The sequence below is a fragment of the Trinickia sp. genome, assembly GCF_035492435.1.
In the GTDB taxonomy this organism is placed as follows: domain Bacteria; phylum Pseudomonadota; class Gammaproteobacteria; order Burkholderiales; family Burkholderiaceae; genus Trinickia.
This window is the reverse complement of record NZ_DATJJF010000028.1, coordinates 1-19,262: the sequence shown is the minus strand read 5'-3', so window position 1 is coordinate 19,262 and position 19,262 is coordinate 1. Positions and strand designations below refer to the sequence as shown.

Sequence of the window (19,262 nt, the reverse complement as noted above, 5' to 3'; positions counted from 1 at the left end):
CGTTTCGATGGCGACGTTTGCCGCACGCAAGCTAGGTGACATCGCAGAGAACACGGCCAACATCCTCGCCATCGAGCTGCTCGCAGCTGCCCAAGGCATCGATCTTCGCGCACCGCACGCCACCAGCGCTGCCTTGCAGCGGGTGTTGGAAACGGTGCGTGAAGTCGTGCCGCATTACGAGCTCGATCGTTATTTCGCGCCTGATATTGCTGTCATCGCGCAGCTCGTGCGCAACGGCACTTTCGCTGAGGCTAGCCCTCTGACGTTTGCATAAGTACGCGTCACGTTCAAATACCTTCGCATCGCATAGGAGCCTTGAGTCGCCGCCATATGTTGGCCCGCGGCTCGAATTGCAGGCGAAGACGATAAGGAGTCCTGATCAATGGAGCAGGATGCAGCAACGTCGATAAAGACGAACACGAACATGAACGCCCCCGCGTATCAGAGCATCAAAGACTTCATCCTCGAGCGCATTCGTTCGGGCACCTGGGCGGAGGGCGATCAGGTGCCTTCGGAAAACGAGCTCGCGCGTGAGTTCCAGGTTGCGCGCATGACAGTGAACCGCGCGCTGCGCGAGCTGACTGCGGAGCAGGTGCTCACCCGTGTGCAGGGTGCAGGCACGTTCGTCGCGCGGCCAAAGTACGAATCGACGCTCGTCTCAATTCGCAGCATCTCGGATGAGATTGCTGCGCGCGGCCATCGCCATCGAGCGAGCGTTCTCGCGCTGGGCGCCGCGGTGGCCGACGCCGCGTTGGCCGAGGAAATGCAGATAAAGCCGGGCAGCCCGATTTTCCATTCGCGGCTGCTGCATTTCGAGAACGACGAGCCTCTTCAGCTGGAGGAGCGCTGGGTCAACCCAGTGGCCGCACCCGAGTACGCGCTTCAGGACTTCACGCAGATCACGCCGAATCAATACCTCGTGCGTGTCGCGCCGCTCTCGCGCGTCGAATATCGCATCGAGGCGGCCTTGCCCGAGCCCGGCACGCGCATGCAGCTGGCCATGACAGACGGCGAGCCGTCTTTGCTGCTGCATCGGCGCACGTGGACCCACGAGCTCGTGGCGTCGGTGGTCAATCTTTGGCATCCCGGCAACCGCTATCGCTTCACCGGTCATTTTTGACGCGCACGGAACGCATACGCACGCCCAAGGAGGAGTTCATGAACGATTCAACGCTATCCGATCCACGCTTCGATCCGACGCGCACGGTGCGCGCGCCGCGCGGCTCGCAATTGACGTGCAAGAGTTGGCTGACCGAGGCCGCGTACCGGATGATCCAAAACAATCTGGACCCTGAGGTGGCCGAGCATCCGCATGCACTCGTCGTCTACGGCGGTATCGGACGAGCGGCGCGCGATTGGGCGTGTTTCGACCGCATTTTGTCGACGTTGAAGACACTGAACGACGACGAAACGTTGCTGATTCAGTCCGGCAAGCCCGTCGGCGTATTTCGCACGCATGCGGACGCCCCACGTGTGCTGCTCGCCAACTCGAACCTCGTGCCGCATTGGGCGACCTGGGAGCATTTCCACGAGCTCGATCGCAAGGGCCTCATGATGTACGGACAGATGACGGCCGGTAGCTGGATCTACATTGGCAGCCAGGGTATCGTCCAAGGCACGTACGAGACGTTTTGCGCCGTGGGCAACCAGCACTTCGGCGGCAACCCGAACGGTCGCTGGATTCTCACGGGCGGGCTCGGCGGCATGGGTGGCGCGCAGCCGCTCGCGGCGACGATGGCGGGCTTCTCGATGATTGCCGTCGAGTGCGACGAGACGCGCATCGATATGCGCTTGAAAACGCGCTACCTTGACGAAAAAGCGGCGACACTCGAAGAGGCGCTCGGTATCGTCGAGGCAGCGAAGGCGAGTGGTAAGCCAGTTTCGGTGGGCCTCGTCGGCAATGCGGCTGACGTCTTCGAAGCCTGCGTCGCGCGCGGCATCACACCAGATTGCGTGACGGACCAAACGAGCGCGCACGATCCCGTGAACGGCTATTTGCCGCAGGGTTGGAGCGTCAGTGAGTGGCGGGAGCGCAAGCGCCACGATCCGCAAAGCATCGTGCTGCCGGCGAAGCAGTCGATGGCGAGACAGGTGCGCGCGATGCTCGCGTTGCAGGAGCGCGGCGCGGCGACGCTCGACTACGGCAACAACATCCGTCAGATGGCGCACGACATGGGTGTTCACGACGCCTTCGCATTTCCAGGCTTCGTACCGGCGTACATCCGGCCGCTCTTTTGCGAGGGCAAGGGGCCGTTTCGCTGGGTTGCGCTCTCGGGTGACCCCGAGGACATTCACAAGACAGATGCGAAAGTGAAGGAGCTGATTCCCGACGACGCGCATCTGCACAACTGGCTTGACATGGCGCGCGAGCGGATCGCGTTCCAGGGATTGCCGGCACGCATCTGCTGGGTGGGCGTCAAGCACCGCTACCGTCTCGGCCTCGCCTTCAACGAGATGGTGGCGCGCGGTGAGCTGAAGGCGCCCATCGTGATCGGCCGCGATCATCTCGATACCGGCTCCGTTGCTAGCCCGAATCGCGAAACCGAGGCGATGCTCGACGGGTCCGACGCCGTCAGCGATTGGCCGCTTCTGAATGCGCTGCTCAATACGGCCGGCGGCGCAACGTGGGTGTCGCTCCATCACGGTGGCGGCGTCGGCATGGGGTTCAGCCAGCACGCGGGCGTCGTTATCGTCTGCGACGGCACGGATGCCGCCGCGCGGCGTATCGAGCGCGTCTTGTTCAACGATCCTGCGACGGGCGTCATGCGCCACGCCGATGCGGGCTATGAGTCCGCGCTGCACACTGCGCGGGAGGTCGGCTTGACGCTGCCGATGATGGGACGTTGAAGTCTCGCTGACGAAAAAGGATTGCCTCATGGAAGAGCGGGTCTGGCAGAACCTCCATCTTTGTGCGCGCGGCGACCCTGACGATACGCTTGCCGACGCGGCGCTCGCCGTGTGCGAGGGCAAAGTCGTATGGATGGGTCCGCTGCATGAGCTGCCCACTGACTTCGCCGCTTGGCCGCGCGAGGATCTGCAGGGAGCGTGGGTTACACCCAGCCTCGTCGATTGCCATACGCATCTCGTATTCGGCGGCCATCGTGCCGGCGAGTTCGCGCTGCGGCTCGCGGGCGCGAGCTACGAGGAGATCGCGCGGCGTGGCGGCGGTATCTTGTCGACGGTGAAAGAGACGCGTGCGGCCGACGAGGCGACGCTCTTCTTCGAGGCCGCGCGCCGGCTCGAGCCGCTGATTGCCGAAGGCGTCGGTGCGATCGAAATCAAGTCCGGCTATGGGCTCGACCTCGCGAGCGAGCGCAAGATGCTGCGCGTGGCGCGCGAACTCGGGCGCCGCTATCCGGTATCGGTCTACACCACGTTTCTTGGTGCACACGCCTTGCCGCCCGAGTTCGCCGGACGTGCCGACGCGTACATCGACGAAGTCTGCGAGCGGATGATGCCAGCGCTTGTCGACGAAGGGCTCATCGATGCCGTCGACGTCTTTTGCGAGCGCATCGGCTTCACGCTTGCTCAGAGCGAGCGCGTATTCGATGCAGCGCTGCGCCGGGGGCTGCGCGTGAAGATGCATGCGGAGCAACTGAGTGCGAATGGCGGCGCGGCGCTTGCCGCGCGCTATCGTGCTCTCTCGGCAGATCATCTGGAGTATCTCGACGAGGCCGGTGTGGCCGCATTGAAAGAAGCGGACACGGTTGCCGTTCTCTTGCCGGCGGCCTATTACTTCATTCGCGAGACAAAGTTGCCGCCGCTCGATTTGCTGCGACGCTACAAAGTGCCCATTGCAATCGCAACTGATTGCAACCCCGGCACATCGCCCACCACGTCGTTGCTCGCGACGATGAACATGGCGTGCACGCTTTTTCGCCTGACCGCCGCCGAGGCGCTCAAAGGCGTGACCTGTCATGCGGCCAGCGCACTGGGGGCAGCGTCACGTCATGGCGCAATCGAAGCTGGGCGGCAGGCCGATTTCGTTGCATGGCGCGTCGATACGCTGGCTGAGCTGCCGTACTGGATTGGGCGGCCGCTGGCTGCACGGGTTGTCCGTGGCGGTATGACGGTCTATGCAAACCATGCAGGCGATGCTTTGCCGTCAGGCCGGAGCGTGACATGACGATCGAATCCTCCTCGCCGCAATCACATTTTCTCTTTGCAGAGGACGCCTGCCTTCCCGAAGGATGGCGTCGCAATGTGCTGCTGCAATGGAACGAGAATGGCGTGTTGACCGGCGTGACGGCCGATGCATGCGCGCCGCCCTACGTGGCACGAGCCGGTGGCCCGTTGATGCCGGGTATGCCGAACCTGCACTCGCACGCCTTTCAGCGCGCCATGGCAGGGCTGGCCGAGTATCGGGCACAGGCGAGCGATACCTTCTGGAGCTGGCGCGACTTGATGTACCGGCTTGCCGCGCGCCTCACGCCCGAAACGCTCGCGGCAGTCGCGCATTGGCTTTACGTCGAGATGCTCAAAGCCGGCTATACGTCCGTTTGTGAGTTTCACTACGTGCACCGGGCGCCCGATGGCAGCGCGTACGCGAGCCGTGCCGAGCTGGCCGAGCGGGTTGTCGACGCGGCCGCGCGGGCGGGCATCGGCATGACGATGCTGCCGGTGCTCTATGAGCACAGTGGATTCGATCGGCGCGCGCCCGGCGACGAGCAGCGCCGTTTCGTCAACACGCCGGACGAGCTGCTCGAGCTGCTGTCGACGCTGCGTCAGGCACGGCCCGAGCATGGCGCTCTCGCCTATGGCGTCGCTCCACACTCGCTGCGCGCCGTCTCAGAGCCCTCGTTGCGAATCCTCATCGATGGCGTGACTCGCAGCATGCCCACGGCGCCCGTACATATCCATGTCGCCGAGCAGACGGCCGAGGTGGATCAGTGCATGGCGGCGACGGGCATGCGCCCGGTTGCTTGGCTGCTCGAGCATTTCGACATCAACGCACGGTGGTGCCTCGTTCATGCAACGCATGTCGACGGTGATGAAGTCGCAGGGCTCGCGGCGAGCGGCGCCGTGGCCGGGCTTTGTCCGACGACCGAGGCGAACCTGGGCGACGGCTTGTTTCCGGCTCAGGCCTATCTCGATACGGGGGGGCGCATCGGCATCGGCTCGGACAGCCAGATTGCCGTCGATTGGCGCGCGGAACTGCGCTTGCTGGAATACGGGCAGCGTCTCGTATGGCGAGCGCGCAATGTGTTAGCGTCACACACGCGGCCACAGGTGGCCGAGCGGCTCGTCGACGCCGCGCTCGCAGGCGGCGCGCAAGCAACTGGCCGCGCTATCGGCGCGTTGCGGGTGGGCTGCCGCGCCGACTGGCTCGTGCTCGATGCGCAACATCCGAGTATCGATATGCGTGCGCGCGACATGTGGCTATCGGGTGTCGTATTCTGCGAGCAAGGTGCTTCGCCGATCCGTGATGTCTACACAGGCGGCCGACATGTGGTGCAGGCGGGCACGCATGTCGACGAGGCGCAAGCCTACGCCGCTTATCGCCACGCCATGGCGGAGCTGTTGCGCTAAAGCGCGATGCGCTGCATGACTCGCCGATCCTGAGCCCTGACATGAGTTTATCTACCGATCGACCGATTTTCTCTTTGCGGCAGGGGCAACTGCCGCTTCTCATTTCGATGCCGCATGTCGGCACGCACATTCCTGACGAACTCGCCGCGCGCATGACGGACGTTGCCCGAAAGGTCGACGATTGCGACTGGCATCTCGAGCGGCTTTACGCGTTCGCAGTGGCACGTGGCGCTTCGTTGATCGTGCCGACGCATGCGCGTTACGTGATCGACCTGAATCGTCCGCCCGATAGCGCGAATCTCTATCCGGGGCAGGACACCACGGGCCTCGTGCCGATCGATACGTTCGACAAGGCGCCGCTTTACCATCCAGGCGGCGAGCCGACGGACGACGAGACGACGAGGCGCCGCGTGCAGTATTGGCAGCCTTACCACGACGCACTGGCACGGGAGCTCTCGGCGTTGAAGGAGCGGCACGGCAAGGTGTTGCTTTGGGAGGCCCATTCGATTCGCTCGCAGGTGCCGCGCTTTTTCGAGGGGCGTTTGCCCGATTTCAACTTTGGCACGGCGGCTGGCGCCAGCGCGGCGACGGGGATGGGCGAAGCGCTCACCGAATGCGTCAGGCGTCACGGCGGCGGCTATACGTGCGTCGCCAACGGACGCTTCAAGGGCGGCTATATCACGCGGCATTACGGTGTGCCGGACGAGGGCATCCATGCAGTGCAGCTCGAGCTTTCGCAGGTGACGTACATGGAGGAAACACCGCCTTACGCCTACGACCCGGCGCGTGCATCGAAGATCGAGCCGCTTTTGGCGGCTTTGATCGACGAGGCCCTTGCACGGGTCGCGCAAGCCTGATCGGACTCAGGCGTGGCTTGGCACGGGCAACGGTTCGAGGCCGGCGTGCCAAGCGTTCATGCGCCGGGGCCTTGGTGGCATGTCGTTGCTTGGCGACAATCAGCACTTGTCAGTTGACGGGCGAACGTCTGACCGATAAGGTGTCGCCCCATGGCCGATTCCGACTTCAATCATCCGGGCGCGATTGTGCGCCAGACCTGCCTTCAGCGATTCAATTTGACCGTGACGCAAGGCGCGGAGGTGCTCGGCGTAAGCCGTCAGGCGCTGACGAACCTCTTGAGCGGCAAGGCCGGAATTTCACCGGAAATGGCGCTGCGCCTGGACAAGGCATTTGGCGGTGGCGCGGAAACATGGCTGCAAAGGCAAGTGGTGCACGATCTGGCAAAGGCGCGCCAAAAGTTCGACGGGCTCGGCATTGTGCCGGTGACGCAGCAGCGGCAGCGGTCGCTGTTTTAATCGGGGTTGTCGATCGCCTTCAAGTTGCCGTGCTGCGATTTTTGGATGCGGGCGGTATAAAAATGATTAAGTTGAGAGTCGAATTCTTAATATGTGAGAAACCTTGATTGATTGGATCAAGGAGGTTTGAGTGATAAATCTCGGCGTGCCTCTATAATCAGAGATCCGAATTTTTGTTGCAGACTCCGGCTAAGACGGTCGCTTTCCCCTGCGAGGAAGACCATGCTGAGAACGCCTGCTGAGCGGCAGCGACGCAATCGCCTAAGTGTAGGCAGCAATGACATCCCGTCTCTCCATTCCCCACAAATTGAAGCGTCTCCGACAGTCGCATTGAGAGGCACTGGGGGCCGCGGTTCTCAGTATGTACCCGCTCCGGCGCGGTCTCTGAGGCGCACTTTATCGGCGCCCGATAATCTGTCTTGGGAACCTTCTTTGCAGTTCGGTAATTATGGACCCCATCAGGGGATGTTCGTCGGCGACGTGCATAATGAATCGAATACGATGGCCGCATTCAGTAGGGCATTGCCTGGTCTTGCCGGAAAATTGGATGTGATTCTGCTCGAATACTATCCGAAGGATATGTCGCCGGTTGGCAAGGGCGTCGATGAAATCGAGGCGGACCTGCAGTCTTTTAAAAAGCACTATCGACGCGGCGTTGCGGCGCAGGTGCATCAAATGAGCACGTTGGCCGCAAAAAACGGAATCGATGTTCGCGGTATCGAGGTGCCGACGCCAAAGCAGTATCAAGATAAAAAGTCTTTCCTCGACAATCTCCGTTATACCAAGTGGCGAACCGGAGAGGAGGTCAATCGGAAGTTTCTCGGCTCTGTGGAGCGTTACGCCGTCCAAAGTAAAGGCGGCCAAAGTGTCTCCTTCGGGATGTTTGTGGGTCGTTCCCATTTAGGTACCCTCAAAAAGCTGGCACCTGACATCGCAGCGTACGAACCATCCGACGACGGCGGCCTGAAGCCTTACTTAGAGAAGAAAAGTGCTTAAAAGCACGCGTAGACGACGCACGCCGTGTCGCCTTGCGCGCACCGCTCGACAACCTGTCCTATAACCGAACAAGGTGCTGCGCCGCCGGCGACCTGAATCGGGCCGTCCGTGTAGCAGCGTGTGTGTTCGGCGTATAAACAGCAGGCGCCGAGGATGGATCGCTTGCTGGTGTTGCCTCAGATCAGCTCTCGTGCCAATCATGCCTTCGGCAAGCGCTTTTCGAATCGGCCCCCGAATGACCTGCGTGCATTCGGTGCTCGTTGCACTGTCGATCGTGGGCATTGCGCCACAAGCGCACGCCGACGCGGCCGATCCCGCCCCCGTGACGATCGAATCCGATGTGCATCTGTTCGTCGTGCAGCGCGATGGCACCAGCGAGGAATACGACGAGACAATCCTGCGTGCCGACACCCCGACCGGCGTCGACGCCATTGCGCAGCGCTACCTTTGGTTTGACAAAGGCAGCGAGCAACTGTCTGTGCTCACGGCGGAATCGATCGATCCAAACGGCAACGCATACCCGGTCGGCCCTGAATCGATCCGAGATGTGCAAGAGCCGCGCTCGGCCGATGCCCCGACGTTCCAGGACGGCGTATTGCGGGCCGTGATTTTTCCCGGTATCGAGCCGGGATGGCGTGTGCACGTCGTGTTTCGAAAGACGCGCATCAAGCCCGTCGAGCCGGGCATGTTCGGCTATTACATCGAGCCGGAACGGATACCCGTCGACCATCAACAACTGATCTTCGACTTGCCGGCCGACATGCCGCTTTACGCGGACGCGCGGGCCTATGCGGCCAGCCCGCCCATGACCGACGGCACTCGCACGCGCTACGTGTTCGACTATCGCCACGGTCGTTACGCATCCCCCGAGCCCGATGCGGTTGGGTACGCGCAGTATGGCGACCGTCTCCTTGTCACGACGGTGCCGAGCTATGCCGCATTTGCGAAGCGTTACAAGGACGATGCAGTTGACCCGAGCGCCGACGATCCGTCGGTCGTCGCGCTTGCCCGTGCCCTCACGGCCAATGCGCCCGATGCGGCGTCGAAGGCGCGCGTGCTTTACGACTGGGTACGCGCGAACATCCGTTACGTCGCGTTATTTGTTGGCGAAACCGCCGCGCGGCCGCATCGCGTCGTCGACATCGTGCGCCACCGCTATGGCGACTGCAAAGACCATGTGGCGCTGTTGGTCGCGTTGCTGGCCGCGGTGGGCATCGAAAGCGAGCCGGCGTTGATCGGGCTCGGCTCCGTCTATACGCTGCCTTCGGTGCCGGGCTATGGCGTGGGCGCGATCAACCACGTCATCGTATGGATCCCCGAACTCGCGCGCTTTGCCGATACGACGGGCGGTGGCGGCATTGCGTTCGGCGATTTGCCGGCGAGTGACATGGACAGGCCCGCGCTGCTCGTCGATAGCGGCATCCTCGTGCGTACGCCGGCGACACAGCCGCGCGCGCGTCACGTTCGGTTGCAGATCGACGTCGATGCGAGCGGGGCGGGTCAATACGCATATCGCGTCGAGGACAGCGGATTTACGGCTGAGCTCGAGCGCAACGTCTTTCGGCGCTCGACGCGTGAACGCATGCGGCAGATCGCCCATGAGCGATTACAGAAAGCGGGGCTGCGCGGCAGCGCGACGCTCGCCACGGACGACGTCGATGCGACGACTAATCCCTTCGCGGTGACGATGACGGGCACGCTTGATCATTTCGTCTGGCCCGACGGCATGACGGGTGTGCCGGCCCTTTCGAGCTTTGCGGGCGGTATCGCTACGCAGGTTCAGACGTGGCTGTCGGTGAGGCAACGCAGCCAGCCCTTTATCTGTACCGGCGGCGAGTATGAAGAAGAGGGGCAGATGGTCTTGCCGCCGAATGCGAAGGCGATCTATGTGCCCTCGGGGGTGACGCTCAGCGGGGGTGGTTTGAGCTACGTATCCGATTACCTCTTCGATCCCGAGTCGCGGGTCGTACAGATAACAAGGCGGCTGCGGGTCGATTTCGGTAAAGCGGTGTGTTCGCCCGAAGCATTTGCGCAGATGCGTCCGGCGCTGGAACGAATCGAGCGCGATGTGATGGCTCAGATCGTCGTGCAAGTCGGTGCGACGCAGCGACAGAAGCATCCTTCAGTGTCGCGGTAACGCCGGGCATGCCGGTGGGCCGAAGGCAAGCGGTTTGGGGCGGATCGGGTCAAAGGACAACACGTCCGTATCGCTTGGGGGCAGCCCGGGGCGTGCGAGTTGGCGCGTTTCAGCGCTGCGCACCAACTGTGCGGGGGGGAGTGGCGCGGGGCTTGGGCACGGCGACCCGGGGCGAGCTTGCCGACAGTCGCATCATGTGACGCAGCGCCATCATGGCGCCGATGGCCTCGAGCACGGCGGCGGGTACCCACATGATGAGGCCGCCGAGGCTTTGGTCGAGCGCCGGTGCAATTCCCGTGAAGGCACGGCCGCAAATCGTGAAAATGGGATAGAGATCCTGCGTCGAGAAAGTGATGATCGCGCCAACCAGAATTTGCGGCGTCATCGTGATGACGGGCGACAGGACCCGCAATCCGGGCCTCGCCCGACTCGGCGGAGCCCGGCGGTGATCGAGCAGCATCCACCAGTAGGCGAGGCCCGTGACGGCGACTGACCAATTCATGAACGTATAGATGCGCCAGTCGAGCATCGCGACGAATTGCACGGACGGAACCAGCCAAAACACGACGGAAATGACGAAGGCCAAAGAAACGAACGTCGGATTCAGCAAGACGGCCGCGGCCATGCGGGCCGCCGTGCCGCGCTGCCAGCGACGCAGATTGCGGCGCCATGCGAGGGGCAGCCCTGCGCGTAGAACGGCGCCTGGATAGGCGGACATCAAAACGAGCGGGGCCAGATGGTGCAGCACGAGATGCTGCAGTCGATGAACGAAAAACTGGTGCTCGGCGTAGTAATCGAGCCGGGTATGCAGCGCGAGGTAGAAGAGGGTGAGTCCTGTCCAGAAAGCAGCCTGCCGCGCGAGCGTCACAGGAATGCGGCGTGCGCCGCGCGCGTAGAGCACGGTGACGGCCAAGAAAACGGCCACGAGCACCGGGGAGGGCTCCCAAGGATCGAGCAGACTCAAAAGGGACATGACGGATCGTTCGACGGCGAGGGTGCGGCTTTCACGCTTTTACGCTTCACGTGCCTTGCTGCTTGGCGAGAGCGATGTTAGCAGGCGCGAGCATGCCGCGCACGCGGTGAAGGCTCTCTTTGGCCAACGCGTGCTGAACACCGTTTCTAGGCGGCCTCGACGAACCAGGCGCCCAGCCAGTCGCGCGGCTTCGCGATGTCGTCTTGCGCTGCGACGATTTCCAGCTCATAGCGGCCGGCTTCAAAAGTGGCCTTCAGTACGGCATGCACGGCGGACACCGCGTGTTCGAGCGAGGTGCGCACCGTATCGCCGACAAGGCGCCGCGCCACGAACACCGCGCTCATGAGGTCGGCGACGCCGACGGGCTGCCGGGCAAACGGATAGCGTGGATACTGACTCATCCATGCTTCGTTCTCCGTCACCGCAATGAGGTTGACGCGATCTGCGCGGCTGTTGCGGTCGCGCAGCTCCTTGACGAGCACGACTTGCGGCCCGCGCCGGATCACTTCCCGGCAGGCCAACACGGCTTCGTCGACCGTCTCTATCGTGCGTCCCACTAGCTTTTGCAGGGCGTCGTGCGTCGGAGCGAGCCCGTCGGCCGACAGGGGGAGTGCTTCGAGCAGGTATTCGTCGACGGCAAGCCCGGCGCCAGCGCCGATGACTGGCGTCGCGAAATGGCAAGCGTGTGGGTTGGATGCTTTGACGGTGCGTACGATATCGACGACGGCTTCCACTTGGGAGCTTGAACCCAGATAGCCCGTGAGGACGGCGTCGCACCGTCTCAGCATGCCGATTGTGCCAATACCCTCGACGAGCTCGGCCATCTGCTGGGCGTCGATCGCGCTGCCCGTCCAGTGGCCGTACTGCATATGATTCGAGAATTGCATCGTTTCCAGCGGCCAGACGTTGACGCCGAGCCGCTGCATTGCAAACACGGCCGCACTGTTGCCCGCGTGGCCGAAGACCACATGCGGCTGAACGCTGAGGACGTTTTTCATGATGGCTTCGCTTCGCGCGTCGAGCGCGGTTCGAGGTCGACAGGGCGGCTGTCGCGCGAGAACAGGCCGCGGCCCTTGATCGGCCCTTGACCGGCTCTCGCCGCGTCGAGTGGCGCACTTCGACACGTGCGGCCCGGCGCGGTGTGCCGTACCGCACGCAATTCCTCGAAACACGATACATGAGTTGTTGCGCCGCGTCATCGATTCCCTGCAAAAAGGGGACAGAAAGGCGGAAAGCGGGTGGCCGATGGCGTAGCTCGCCGGATGTTGTTGCCGCATGGCCACACGCTGGATTCCAAAAAGGCCGCGCGTGCCTGCGCCGCCTCGCGCTCGCTGCTACAATTCAGGGTTTCGAAAAGAGCTTGCGGTTTCTCGTGCAGGCGACGACAAAACACGCGTCCCTCGCGGCGCGTCGGGTAGGGTTTCGGGCCGAGTGCCGCGGATGATCGTCTCCGTCGGTGCATTTTTCGTGCTTTGCCCCAGATGTGTGAGCCAGCGCCAAAGCCGCAGAGCGGCAAGGGCTCGGCGAGCGTGTTTCTGTGCGTCGCGTTAAGTCACGCAGAGCCGGCGGGCGACACGGGCATCTGTAAGGAGTGACCCAACGTGCCAGCTATGCTTTACCCGTCCTCGCTGTGCGCCATCCGTGCGACGGAGTGCGGTCTTATGAACCATCGCGTGGCGCCGGGCGGCGACGCGCGGTGACGTTGGCTGGTGGTAACTGACGAGATGGTGACGACCTCGGTGGTTGCGGATTGGCTGCTGGTGCTGCTTTGCTGCGCCGCAGCATTCTACGCGCTCGTAGCGGCCTGCGTCTTGCCCTCGGTGCGCAAAAAGGCAGGCCGCGCGGAACACGGGCAGTGGCAGCCTGCACCGATCGCAGCGGTCACGGTGCTCAAGCCGCTTTGCGGTGCCGAGCCTCGGCTTTTTGAAAACCTCGCCACATTTTGTCAGCAGAGCCACCCACGCTATCAGTTGCTTTTCGGCGTCTCGTCGCCGACTGATCCGGCGATCGCTGTCGTGCGACGTCTCGAGGCCGCTTATCCGGAGCGAGACATCCAGCTCGTCATCGATCCGCGCGTGCACGGGAAAAACCTCAAGGTCAGTAATCTGATCAACCTCGCGGCGCACGCAAAGCATCCGCTCATCGTACTGGCGGACAGCGACATCGCCGTCAAACCCGACTATCTCGAAGCGGTCACGGCACCGCTGGCGGACCCGAGCGTTGGCATCGTCACCTGTCTTTACGTAGCGCGAAGCGTCGGCGGTTTCTGGACCCGCGTCGGCGCGCTTTTCATCAACGAGTGGTTTGCCCCGTCGGTGCGCGTGGCTTATGCGACGGGCTCGCGGCAGTTCGGCTTCGGCGCGACGCTCGCGCTGCGTGCATCGACGCTCGCCGCGAGCGGCGGCTTCGAAGCGCTCAAGGATTGTCTTGCCGACGACTATTGGCTGGCCGAGCACACGCGTGCACAGGGCCTCACAACGGTGCTGTCTGAGGTCGTTGTCGACACCGACGTGACGGAGACGAAGTTTTCGTCGCTCTGGCTGCGCGAAACGCGCTGGCTGCGTACCATTCGCTCGATCAATCCGTTCGGCTTCGCTTTCCTGTTCATTACGTTTGCGTCGCCTTGGATCATCATCGCCGCGCTGCTCGGGATTGGCCTTGCCGGCCACGGTGGCAGCGTGTGGGACGCCGCCCTCATCGCATCGGCCGGGATCGGCGCGCTGGCGCGTATCGGTGTGCACGCGCGAGGCTCGCGCTCGTTTTGGCGCGAGCTGCCGCTCGTTCCGCTGCGCGATGGATTACTGACGCTGCAGTGGCTCGCAGCGGCATTCGGCTCGCACGTCACCTGGCGCGGCGCGCGCATGCCCGTCGTCGCGCAGGTGGCAGAGGGGTCCGATGGTCCCTGACTGAATTGTTTTGGAAGCACATCATTGCGAGCGCACGTTTCAAGCGCTCTTCCTATTTTGACATCAGCATCCATACAGGTTGCCGGAGCATTCATGAAAACCCTGTTCTTGCAGGCCCCATCCTTTGACGGCTTCGATGGCGGAGCCGGCTCGCGCTATCAGGCGAAGCGCGAAATTCGTTCGTTCTGGTATCCGACTTGGCTCGCGCAGCCTGCGGCGCTCATACCCGACAGCCGCGTGCTCGACGCGCCGGCAGACGGCACCTCGGTCGAGGCGACGCTCGATATCGCCGCGCAGTACGACCTCGTCATCATTCACACGAGCACGCCGTCGTTTCCGTCGGATGCGCTCTTCGCCGAGCATCTGAAGAAAAGAAAGCCCTCGGTGCTGATCGGTCTGGTCGGCGCGAAGGTTGCTGTCGATCCGCATAACTCGCTGACGGCCACCGAGGCCGTCGATTTCGTCTGCCGCGAAGAGTTCGACTACACCTGCAAGGACGTCGCGGACGGCAAGCCGTTCGCCGAGATCCTCGGTCTGTCCTACCGGTTGCCCGATGGCTCCGTCGAGCACAACGGGCCGCGCCCGATGATCGAGAACATGGACGAACTGCCGTTCGTCGCGCCGATCTACAAGCGCGATCTGAAGATCGAGAACTACTTCATCGGCTACCTCAACTACCCGTACGCCTCGATCTATACGGGCCGTGGCTGCCGCTCGCGCTGCACGTTCTGCCTCTGGCCGCAAACGGTCGGCGGTCACCGTTATCGGACGCGCTCGGTCGAGAACGTGCTCGAGGAAGTGAAGTGGATTCGCGACAACATGCCCGAGGTCAAGGAGATCATGTTCGACGACGACACGTTCACCGACTTCAAGCCGCGCGTTGAGGAAATCGCGCGCGGGCTCGGCAAGCTCGGCGTAACGTGGTCGTGCAACGCGAAGGCGAACGTGCCTTATTCGACGTTGAAGATCATGAAGGAAAACGGTCTGCGGCTCTTGCTGGTCGGCTATGAATCGGGTGACGACCAAATTCTGCTGAACATCAAGAAGGGCCTGCGCACCGACATCGCGCGCCGCTTCAGCGAGGATTGCCGCAAGCTCGGCATCAAGATCCACGGCACCTTCATCCTCGGTCTGCCCGGCGAGACGACGGAAACCATCCGCAAGACGATCGACTATGCGAAGGAAATCAATCCGCATACGATCCAGGTTTCGCTTGCCGCGCCTTATCCCGGCACGGCGCTCTACAAGCAGGCCGTCGAGAATGGCTGGCTCGAGGAGAACAAGGTCATCAACCTCGTGAGCGCCTCAGGCGTGCAGCTCGCTGCCATCAGCTATCCGCATCTGTCGGGCGAAGAGATCTATCACCACCTTGAGAAGTTCTACAAGGAGTTCTACTTCCGTCCGTCGAAGATCTGGGAAATCGTGCGCGAGATGCTGTCGAGCTGGGACATCATGAAGCGGCGCTTGCGTGAGGGCGTCGAGTTCTTCCGCTTTCTGCGCGCACACGAGGCGTAACAGAGTGGCTGCGCGTGCCGAGCGTGCGCTCATTGTCACCGCCGACGACTTTGGGCTCGATGCGCGTGTCAATGCCGCCGTCGAGCGTGCTCATCGCGATGGCGTACTGACGAGCGCGAGCCTCATGGTGGCCGCGCCGGCGGCTCACGACGCCGTCGAGCGTGCACGCCGGCTGCCGAGTCTGCGTGTCGGCCTGCACCTCGTGCTGGCCGACGGCCCGGCAACACTCTCGGCTGCCGAAATTCCCGCGCTCGTCGGGCCTGACGGCCGGTTCGGCGATGCGATGGTGCGCGACGGCTTTCGCTTCTTCTTTCTCCCAGCAGTACGCGCGCAGCTGGCACGGGAGATCCGCGCGCAGTTCGAGGCATTTGCCGCGACAGGCCTTGAACTCGATCACGTGAACGCGCACAAGCATTTTCACGTTCATCCGACGGTCCTTTCCCTCATCCTTTCGATCGGCCGCGAATACGGCCTGCGCGCCATCCGCCTGCCGTTCGAGGCGCAGGCGCCCTGGTGGCTCGCGCCGTGGATCGGGCTCATGCGCGCGCGGCTCGCACGCGCCGGCATTGCGCATAACGACTACGTAGTCGGCATTGCCAGCACGGGCGGCATGGACGAGGCTGCCATCCTCGATGCGCTCGCCCGGCTGCCCGAGGGCATCGGCGAGATTTATTGCCATCCGGCCGAGGCGGGGGAGGGACCCCTCACCGCGTCGATGCGCGAATATCGCCATGCCGACGAACTCGCGGCGCTCATCTCGCCGCGCGTGGCGGCGGCAATGGCGGGTATTGCGCGAGGTGGTTTCATGGACGTCTGCGGCACGCGTGTTGCACGCTTGCCGGCTGAGGCCCAGCGAGAGAGCGGCAATCCGTGACGAAGTGGCTGAACTGGGCGGGTTGGCCCATCGGCATCGCAATTTTGCTCGCGCTCGTCATACACAGGGGGGCGGGCGACGTCGTCCGAGTCATCGGGCAGGCCGGGTTCGCGCTGCTCTGGCTCGTGCCCTTTCACGCCTTGCCGCTGCTGCTCGACGCTTTGGGGTGGCGTGTTCTCCTGCTGGGCCGCGCGTCGGTCCTTTTTCTTTGGTGGATCGCAACCGTGCGCGAGGCGGTGAGCCGCCTTTTGCCCACGGTCGGCGTCGGCGGGGAGATCGTCGGCATCCGCCTCGCGCGCTGGCGTGTGCCCGATGCCAGTCGGGTCAGCGCGTCAGTCATTGTCGAAGTGCTCGTGACCATTGCCGTCCAATATGCATTTTCGGCGCTGGGCCTCGTGCTCATTGTGGCAACGACTGGCGGCGGGCACGTGAAAACGATCGCGCTTGCCCTGGCGTTTTCATTTCCCTTGCCCGTGCTCGCCGTCGTGCTGCTGCGGCGTGGCGGGGTGTTTCATGCGATCGAGCGCTTCGCGGCGCGCGCGCTTGGCCAAGAGCACAGTTTGCTGCAAGGCATCGATGGCAAGCAGCTCGATACTGATATCAACGCGCTCATGTCTCGCCCCGGCCTGCTGCTTCGGGCGTTTATGTGGCAGTTCGCGGGCTATGCGCTCGGGGCGCTCGAGACCTACTGGGCGCTTGCACTGCTTGGCTATCCCGTCTCGATCGGTGGCGCGTTGGCCATCGAAGCACTCACGCAGGCGGTGCGCCATGCAGCATTCATGGTGCCGGCGGGCCTTGGAGTCCAGGAAGTGGCTGTGGTGTTGCTCGCGCAACTATTCGGCGTTAATCACGACGTGGCGCTGTCGCTTGCGCTCGTGAAGCGCATGCGTGAGGTGATCTTCGGTTGCGTGGCGCTCGCATCGTGGCAATGCGCCGAGTTGGCGCGCGCGCGTCAGAACATGCCCTCGCACATGCGCACGCCTGTCCCGGTAGCGGCAGGCGTTCAACGTCTGGCTGTGTCCGAGAAAGCGGCCGAACAGGAGCGGCGCCACGACATCGTGGGCTAGACCAAGCTAGGCTCGCAAGCTGGGCATGTTCTTGACAGTCAGCGCGAGAGACGGGCAAACGGTTCTTTATCATGCTGTATCGTTTGCAGGGGAGGCGGCGTTTCGGCGACGCGCGTACCGGCTGCTCGCCTGTCCGGCAGTCCTCCTCATCGATTCGGAGACATAGCGTGTTTCAACCGGTTTCCCGAGCCGCCGCCCAGCGCACGGTGCTCGCTCAGCATAACGGCGACAAGCAGGCGACGATCGCGCGCACAAGAAGCAGCAGAAGCGCGAAGCGATCCGTCGAGCGCGCGGACAAAGCGGAAGCCGGGACGCTTTCGGACATTTCGGTACCGCATCGAGTAGGACCGCATGACTTCGCGTGAGACCACCGTCGCCTCAGCGGCACATGCGTCGAGCCGTGGGGCGTCTCGCTCGCTCTCGCCGGTGCGGACAACGGAGGTTGCGATCGTCGCTTCTTCGCCGTTATCGATGTCCGGGATCGCGCCGATCGTCGACGCACTGGCGCTCGCCAATGAAATAGATGGCCGCCTTCTTTATCGCTGGCGGATTTACTCCTTAGACGGACACCCGGTGCCGCTCTCCGCGGGCGCATGGTTGCCCGTCGACGGGGCACTGGATGACAGCCTTGCTTGCGATTGGCTGATCGTTGTGACCGAGCGGTTCGACGAGCGTCCGAGTGACCAGCGCGTGCTCGGCCTGCTGGCGCGGGTCGGCCAGCGTACGCAGTTAGTCGCAGGGCTTCACCATGGCGTCTGGTGGCTCGCGATGGCGGGGCTGCTGTCGGGCTACCGCGTGAGCGTCAACTGGGAGGCCTATCAGCAGTTTGCCGAGCGCTTCGAGCGTTCGGTCGTCACGCAGCACATCTTCGAGATCGATCGTGACCGCGCCACCTGCGCGGGCGGCCAGGCAGGCGCCGACTTTATGCTGGCGATGGTGGCGCGCGATCACGGCCCGGGCCTCGCCGAGCGCATTGCGGACGCGCTGGGGCTCGGCGTGCTGCGCGCGGCGGAGGAGCGCCAGCGTATTCCTCAGGTGACGGCCGCGGGCGAGCGTCATCCCCGGCTCAACGATGCACTGCAGTTGATGGAAGCCAACATCGAGGATCCGCTCGCGACCGATGAGATCGCCGAACTCGTCGGCCTTTCGCGACGCCAGCTCGAGCGGCTGTTTCGTCAGTATCTTGGCGCCGTGCCCTCGAAGTATTACCTCGGCTTGCGTCTCATGAAAGCCCGCTTGCAGTTGAGGCGCACGAGCAAGTCTATCGTGCAGGTGAGTCTCGCGTGCGGGTTTTCTTCGGCGGCGCATTTCTCGAATGCTTACCGCGACCGTTTTGGGGTCACGCCGCGAGAAGAGCGGCGCAATTGGGTGGCGAGTCAGCACGGCTCGGGCGAACCTACCGCGGGGTAGCCCTCGGCACGTCCATCGTGCGACCTTTTGCGGTGCCGGCGAGGCAAAGGGACGAAGCAGCGGGGCCCCCGAACGCGATAAATCGCGTCGCGCCTGAGCAAGACGGCGTCGCAGACATTCTCTAGACTGACGCCATCTATCCAACGAGGTTTCCCCATGAACGCATTCGCTGTGAATCGCCAAACGTTCGATGACGTCATGGTGCCTGTCTTTTCGCCTGCGCCATTCGTTCCGGCGCGTGGGCTGGGCTCGCGCGTCTGGGATACGCAGGGGCGCGACTACATCGACTTCACGGGCGGCATCGCGGTGACCGCGCTCGGACACGCGCATCCGGAGCTCGTGCGCGTGCTGCAGGAGCAGGGCGAGACGCTCTGGCACGTCAGCAATGCCTATACGAATGAGCCCGTGTTGCGCCTGGCGAAGCAGCTGGAAGCGTTGACGTTTGCCGAGCGGGCGTTTTTTGCCAACTCGGGCGCCGAGGCCAACGAGGCCGCGCTCAAGCTTGCGCGTCGCGTTGCTGTCGAGCGGCATGGCCCGGAGAA

Annotated in this window: 17 protein-coding genes; 15 read left to right on the top strand and 2 right to left on the bottom strand. The window is 63.3% G+C overall.

What is annotated here, in order from left to right; genetic code table 11:
* The 9 genes from VL598_RS02600 to VL598_RS02560 all read left to right on the top strand — a co-directional run.
* On the top strand, positions 1–274 hold a 274-nt coding region (locus tag VL598_RS02600), incomplete at its 5' end, for an aromatic amino acid lyase (protein ID WP_325325144.1).
* 150 nt (positions 275–424) lie between these two features.
* Positions 425–1,120 carry a histidine utilization repressor gene (hutC, locus tag VL598_RS02595; RefSeq protein ID WP_325325143.1) on the top strand — a complete coding sequence of 232 codons (696 nt, stop codon included), beginning with the start codon at positions 425–427 and terminating at the stop codon, positions 1,118–1,120.
* A 38-nt stretch (positions 1,121–1,158) separates the two neighbouring features.
* On the top strand, positions 1,159–2,847 hold the full coding sequence (gene hutU, locus VL598_RS02590; RefSeq protein ID WP_325325142.1) for a urocanate hydratase: 1,689 nt from the start codon (positions 1,159–1,161) through the stop codon (positions 2,845–2,847).
* Positions 2,848–2,875: 28 nt separating this feature from the next.
* Positions 2,876–4,126: an imidazolonepropionase gene (hutI, locus tag VL598_RS02585; protein ID WP_325325141.1), complete on the top strand. Its 1,251-nt coding sequence runs from the start codon at positions 2,876–2,878 to the stop codon at positions 4,124–4,126.
* The gene (locus VL598_RS02580) at positions 4,123–5,529 is read left to right on the top strand and encodes a formimidoylglutamate deiminase (protein ID WP_325325140.1); all 1,407 of its coding nucleotides are present in this window, start codon (positions 4,123–4,125) and stop codon (positions 5,527–5,529) included. Before hutI ends, VL598_RS02580 begins: the two co-directional genes overlap by 4 nt.
* A 41-nt stretch (positions 5,530–5,570) precedes the next feature.
* Complete coding sequence (gene hutG, locus VL598_RS02575) at positions 5,571–6,386, top strand: N-formylglutamate deformylase (protein WP_325325139.1); 816 nt, start codon at positions 5,571–5,573, stop codon at positions 6,384–6,386.
* Positions 6,387–6,536: 150 nt separating this feature from the next.
* Positions 6,537–6,842, top strand: coding sequence for a HigA family addiction module antitoxin (locus VL598_RS02570; RefSeq protein WP_325325138.1), 306 nt, complete (start codon positions 6,537–6,539; stop codon positions 6,840–6,842).
* Positions 6,843–7,307: 465 nt separating this feature from the next.
* A complete protein-coding gene (locus VL598_RS02565; RefSeq protein ID WP_325325137.1) occupies positions 7,308–7,838 on the top strand; it encodes a hypothetical protein in 531 nt (176 codons plus the stop codon).
* A gap of 235 nt (positions 7,839–8,073) precedes the next feature.
* Positions 8,074–9,975, top strand: a complete 1,902-nt coding sequence (locus VL598_RS02560) for a DUF3857 and transglutaminase domain-containing protein (RefSeq protein WP_325325136.1) — start codon at positions 8,074–8,076, stop codon at positions 9,973–9,975.
* A 109-nt stretch (positions 9,976–10,084) separates the two neighbouring features.
* Here VL598_RS02560 and VL598_RS02555 read toward each other — a convergent pair whose 3' ends face one another.
* Both VL598_RS02555 and pdxY read right to left on the bottom strand, forming a co-directional pair.
* A complete protein-coding gene (locus VL598_RS02555) occupies positions 10,085–10,948 on the bottom strand; it encodes a cytochrome c oxidase assembly protein (RefSeq protein WP_325325135.1) in 864 nt (287 codons plus the stop codon).
* A gap of 146 nt (positions 10,949–11,094) precedes the next feature.
* Positions 11,095–11,946: a pyridoxal kinase PdxY gene (pdxY, locus tag VL598_RS02550; RefSeq protein ID WP_325325134.1), complete on the bottom strand. Its 852-nt coding sequence runs from the start codon at positions 11,944–11,946 to the stop codon at positions 11,095–11,097.
* A 726-nt stretch (positions 11,947–12,672) separates the two neighbouring features.
* Here pdxY and hpnI point away from each other — a divergent pair.
* From hpnI to VL598_RS02520, 6 genes are all read left to right on the top strand, one after another.
* The gene (hpnI, locus tag VL598_RS02545) at positions 12,673–13,854 is read left to right on the top strand and encodes a bacteriohopanetetrol glucosamine biosynthesis glycosyltransferase HpnI (RefSeq protein WP_325325133.1); all 1,182 of its coding nucleotides are present in this window, start codon (positions 12,673–12,675) and stop codon (positions 13,852–13,854) included.
* Positions 13,855–13,947: 93 nt separating this feature from the next.
* The gene (gene hpnJ / locus VL598_RS02540) at positions 13,948–15,369 is read left to right on the top strand and encodes a hopanoid biosynthesis associated radical SAM protein HpnJ (protein WP_325325132.1); all 1,422 of its coding nucleotides are present in this window, start codon (positions 13,948–13,950) and stop codon (positions 15,367–15,369) included.
* A 4-nt stretch (positions 15,370–15,373) separates the two neighbouring features.
* Complete coding sequence (gene hpnK / locus VL598_RS02535) at positions 15,374–16,243, top strand: hopanoid biosynthesis-associated protein HpnK (RefSeq protein WP_325325131.1); 870 nt, start codon at positions 15,374–15,376, stop codon at positions 16,241–16,243.
* Positions 16,240–17,310: a lysylphosphatidylglycerol synthase domain-containing protein gene (locus VL598_RS02530; RefSeq protein WP_325325130.1), complete on the top strand. Its 1,071-nt coding sequence runs from the start codon at positions 16,240–16,242 to the stop codon at positions 17,308–17,310. Before hpnK ends, VL598_RS02530 begins: the two co-directional genes overlap by 4 nt.
* 351 nt (positions 17,311–17,661) lie before the next feature.
* The gene (locus tag VL598_RS02525) at positions 17,662–18,720 is read left to right on the top strand and encodes a GlxA family transcriptional regulator (protein ID WP_325325129.1); all 1,059 of its coding nucleotides are present in this window, start codon (positions 17,662–17,664) and stop codon (positions 18,718–18,720) included.
* 156 nt (positions 18,721–18,876) lie between these two features.
* The coding region (locus VL598_RS02520; protein ID WP_325325128.1) for an aminotransferase class III-fold pyridoxal phosphate-dependent enzyme at positions 18,877–19,262 on the top strand (386 nt) is incomplete at its 3' end.